Annotated in this window: 3 protein-coding genes and 1 pseudogene; 3 read left to right on the top strand and 1 reads right to left on the bottom strand. The window is 65.6% G+C overall.

The features are described from left to right. The 3 genes and pseudogenes from FFS27_RS33900 to FFS27_RS30065 form a co-directional block, all read left to right on the top strand. Positions 1-133, top strand: a pseudogene (locus FFS27_RS33900) (hypothetical protein); the annotation flags it as partial. A gap of 77 nt (positions 134-210) precedes the next feature. Further along, on the top strand, positions 211-1,539 hold the full coding sequence (locus tag FFS27_RS30070; protein ID WP_021263176.1) for a D-arabinono-1,4-lactone oxidase: 1,329 nt from the start codon (positions 211-213) through the stop codon (positions 1,537-1,539). A gap of 82 nt (positions 1,540-1,621) precedes the next feature. Further along, positions 1,622-2,830 carry a DSD1 family PLP-dependent enzyme gene (locus FFS27_RS30065; protein ID WP_003125846.1) on the top strand — a complete coding sequence of 403 codons (1,209 nt, stop codon included), beginning with the start codon at positions 1,622-1,624 and terminating at the stop codon, positions 2,828-2,830. 70 nt (positions 2,831-2,900) lie between these two features. Here the strand turns inward: FFS27_RS30065 and FFS27_RS30060 are convergent, their stop codons facing one another. After that, entirely contained in the window at positions 2,901-3,824 is a 924-nt protein-coding gene (locus FFS27_RS30060) for a SphA family protein (protein WP_034065063.1), read from the bottom strand. Between the last annotated feature and the right edge of the window lie 26 nt (positions 3,825-3,850).

The following is a 3,850-nucleotide window of genomic DNA, read 5'->3' as shown; positions in this document are numbered from 1 at the left end:
CATGAAATCGATCAAAGCCCGGAACTGTTCTTCCGAGCACTGCATGCACATGCCCATGGGCATGTGCATGCAGTGCTCGGAAGAACAGTTCCGGGCTTTGATCGATTTCATGTCCGCAGTGCAGGACCGATAGGGGATACCGGCATGCCAAGTCATCTGTCGCGACGCCAGCTCCTGCAACGGGCGGGAGCGCTCGGTGCGTTCGCCGCCATGGTGGGAAACCCCGCGCTGGCGGAGTTGCTCCGCGCACCGCGCCTGATTCCCTGGCGCAACTGGTCCGGCGCGCAAAGCTGCCTGCCCCTGGCGCGGGAGGCACCGAAAGACCTCGACGAACTGGTCCGGATCATCCGCCAGGCGTCCGGCAGGATCCGCCCGGTGGGCTCCGGGCATTCGTTCAGCGCGTTGGTCCCGACCGACGGCACCCTGCTCTCGCTCGCCTACTTCAGCGGCTTGCTCAGCCACGACAGCGCGACCCTCCAGGCCGAGTTCGGCGGCGGTACGCCGATGTCGCAGATGGGCGCTCCGCTCAAGGAGATCGGCCAGGCGCTGGTGAACATGGCCGACATCGATTACCAGACCCTGGCTGGCGCCATCGCTACTTCCACCCATGGCACCGGGGTCGGCTTCGGTTCCTATTCCGCCCAGGTTCGCGGTCTGCAACTGGTCACCGCGAGCGGCGAGGTGCTCGAGTGCGACGCCAAGCGCAACGTGGAGGTGTTCGATGCCGCACGGGTCTCGCTGGGGGCGCTGGGCGTCGTGACCCGGGTGCGCCTGCAGAACCGCGCGGCCTACCGCCTGCGTGAACGGCAGTGGATCGCCCGGACCGAGGAGTTGCTGGAGGACGTGGAGAAGAACACGCGCGAGAACCAGCACTGGGAGATGCTGGTGGTGACCCACTCCGACTACGCCCTGTCGATCGCCCTTAACGAGACCGACGAGCCGAAGACCCCGCCCCTGGACCCGGCGAAGGAAGGCGGCAACGAGTTCGTCGGCCTGATCGAAGGTTTCGACAAGTACCTCAGCGACTTCCCGGAGACCCGCCGTACCCTGCTCAACAGCCTGCGCCACTTCGCCCGCTTCGACGAGCGGGTCGACGATTCCTATGCGGTCTACGCCAACGTGCGCAACGTGCGCTTCAACGAGATGGAGTATTCGGTCCCCGCCGAGCATGGCCCCGCCTGCCTGCGGGAGATTCTTGCGCTGATCCGCGACAAGGACCTGCGCACCTGGTTTCCCATCGAGTACCGCTACGTGAAGGCCGACGACATTCCCCTGAGCATGTTCGAGGGCCGCGACAGTTGTTCCATTTCCGTGCATCAGCACTACAGCATGGACCACCACAACTTCTTCGCCGCGGTGGAACCGATCTTCTGGAAATACGCCGGGCGTCCGCACTGGGGCAAGCTGCATGGCCTCAACGCGCACCAGTTGCAGGGGCTCTATCCGCGCTGGAAGGCGTTCGCCGAGGTGCGCCAGGCGCTGGATCCCCGCGGGCGGTTCCTCAATGCGCACCTCTCTTCCATCCTGGGCGTGACCTGAAAGGAGCGACGCCGTGAATCGACGCAAGTTCATGTTCGCCGGCCTCGGGGCCGGCGCGCTGCTGGCGGGAACTGCCGCCTGGATGCGTCCCGCCGACCGTGGCGGGCCGTACGACGACTATTTCCGCGCGCTGAACCGCGAACTCAAGGCCAATGGCCCGATGTGCCCGGTGCTGCTCATCGACCTCGATCGCCTGGACCACAACATCGATGTGGTGATGCGTTCGGTCCGCCGCGGCGGCAAGCATCTGCGGCTGGTGGAGAAGTCGCTGCCCTCGCCCGGCCTGCTGGCGTACATCGCCAGGCGCGCCGGCACCCGGCGGCTGATGTCCTTCCACCAACCGTTCCTCAACCACGACGCAGTCGCTTTTGCGGATGCCGACATCCTCCTCGGCAAGCCGTTGCCGGTGCGTTCGGCGGAACTGTTCTACCGCGAGCACAAGGGCGCGTTCGACCCGGCGCGGCAGTTGCAATGGCTGATCGATACGCCGCAGCGCTTGCGTCAGTACCTGGCGCTGGCCCAGGGGCTGGGGACCCGGATGCGCGTCAACATCGAACTGGACGTCGGCCTGCATCGCGGCGGGGTGGCCGACCAGGCCGCGCTGGGTGAATTGCTGGCGCTGATCGCGGCGCATCCGCAGCACCTGGAGTTCGCCGGCTTCATGGGCTACGACCCCTTCGTCGGAATGGGTGTGCCGGGCATCCTCGGTTCGCCCGAAGAGCTGTTCGCCAAGGTCATGGCGCTCTACCAGGGACATGTCGACTTCGCCCGCCAGCGCTTCGCCGCGCTGTGGACGCCACAGCTGACCTTGAATACCGCCGGCAGCCCCAGCTATCGCATGCACGAGAAGGAAACGCTGAGCAGCGAGGTCTCGGTGGGCACCGCCATGCTCAAGCCGAGCCACTACGACCTGGCGTCCCTGGCCGAGCATGTGCCGGCCGTCTACATCGCCACGCCGGTACTCAAGAGCACCGGCGCGGTGCAGATCCCGGCGCTGGACGGCAAGTCGCGGCTGTTTTCCTGGTGGGACCCCAACCAGCGCGGCACCTTCTTCATCTACGGCGGCAACTGGATGGCCGACTTCGCCTCGCCCGAGGGACTGCGCAGCAACGGCATCTACGGGCGCAGCTCGAACCAGGAAATGGTCAACGGCTCGCCTTCGGTGGGCCTGGAGGTGGACGACCAGGTCTTCCTGCGGCCGACCCAGAGCGAGTCGGTGCTGCTGCAATTCGGCGACCTGCTGGCGCTGCGCGGCGGGCGGATCGTCGAGCGCTGGCCGGTTTACGCCTAGGGCGCCTGGCGCTTTTCCTCGTCGATGGCGGCAGCCCGCGGATACCGGGCTGCCGCTTCGTTCCGATGCCTCAGAGTTCGAACGGAATGGTCAGCTTGGCCCAGAGCATGTCGCCTTCGGGGCGGTTCTCCACGTCGAATTCCTTGGCCCAGCGGATCTCCGCGCTGGCGTACTTGAGGAAGGTCAGGTGCACGGCCGGGCCGATGGCGAAGACCTGGCCGCGTACGCCATCGTCGACTTCCTCGCCGAAACCGAACACCCGTACGGTCTCGCCGTTCTGTTTGTCGTCGGTGGTCTGCTTGAGGTAGTAGCCGTTCAGGCCGAGGCGCAGGTTGTCGGTCACCCGGTAGCTGGCGGAATAGTCGAAATGGAAGATCTGCCCCGAGCGATAGTCGGTGTCGTGGTTTTCCATGTTGAAGCTGTAGGTGGCCTTCAGCGACAGCTCGGTGCGTTCGGTGGGCAGCCAGGTGAAGGAGAACAGCGGCTTGTAGGTGTAGAAGTTGTTGCTGGTGTTGGCCAGCCGCTCGGCATCGTACTTGCCGGTGGGCACGGTGACCTCCACGGCGGCGGCCAGGGTCAGGTCCTTGCCCATGTCCCAGAGGATGATCGGCGCGAAGGTGGTGTCACCCATGCTTTCCCGTTCGTCGCTCAGGCCGAACGCGGCCACCCGTTGGCGGATATAGGGCTGGGCGATGTAGCCGCCCAGGCGCCCGCCGAAGATCCGCAGCGGGCTCAGGTAGTCCAGGCGAGGGATGATCGCATCCGAGCTGATCTTCACGTCGGACACCTTGCCGCCGAAGGAGCTGATGTTCAGCTTCCTGGCTTCGTAGTGGTTGTAGTAGACGTTGAAGGCGAACATGTGGTCCGGGAGGTTGTCGACGTCCAGTGGCAGGGTGAAGAAACCGTCGGTTCCTGGACCTATGTTGTCCACGCCGCCTTCGCTGGCGTGGGTGCAGCAGCTGAAGGCGAGGGTGACGCAGGCGGCCAGGCGCAGGGGCCTGCGTCACCCTCGCCTTCAGC

It is taken from the genome of Pseudomonas sp. 2VD (genome assembly GCF_005503585.1).
In the GTDB taxonomy this organism is placed as follows: domain Bacteria; phylum Pseudomonadota; class Gammaproteobacteria; order Pseudomonadales; family Pseudomonadaceae; genus Pseudomonas; species Pseudomonas aeruginosa.
The sequence above is the reverse complement of the archived record's forward strand: the minus strand, read 5'-3'. Positions and strand labels throughout refer to the sequence as shown.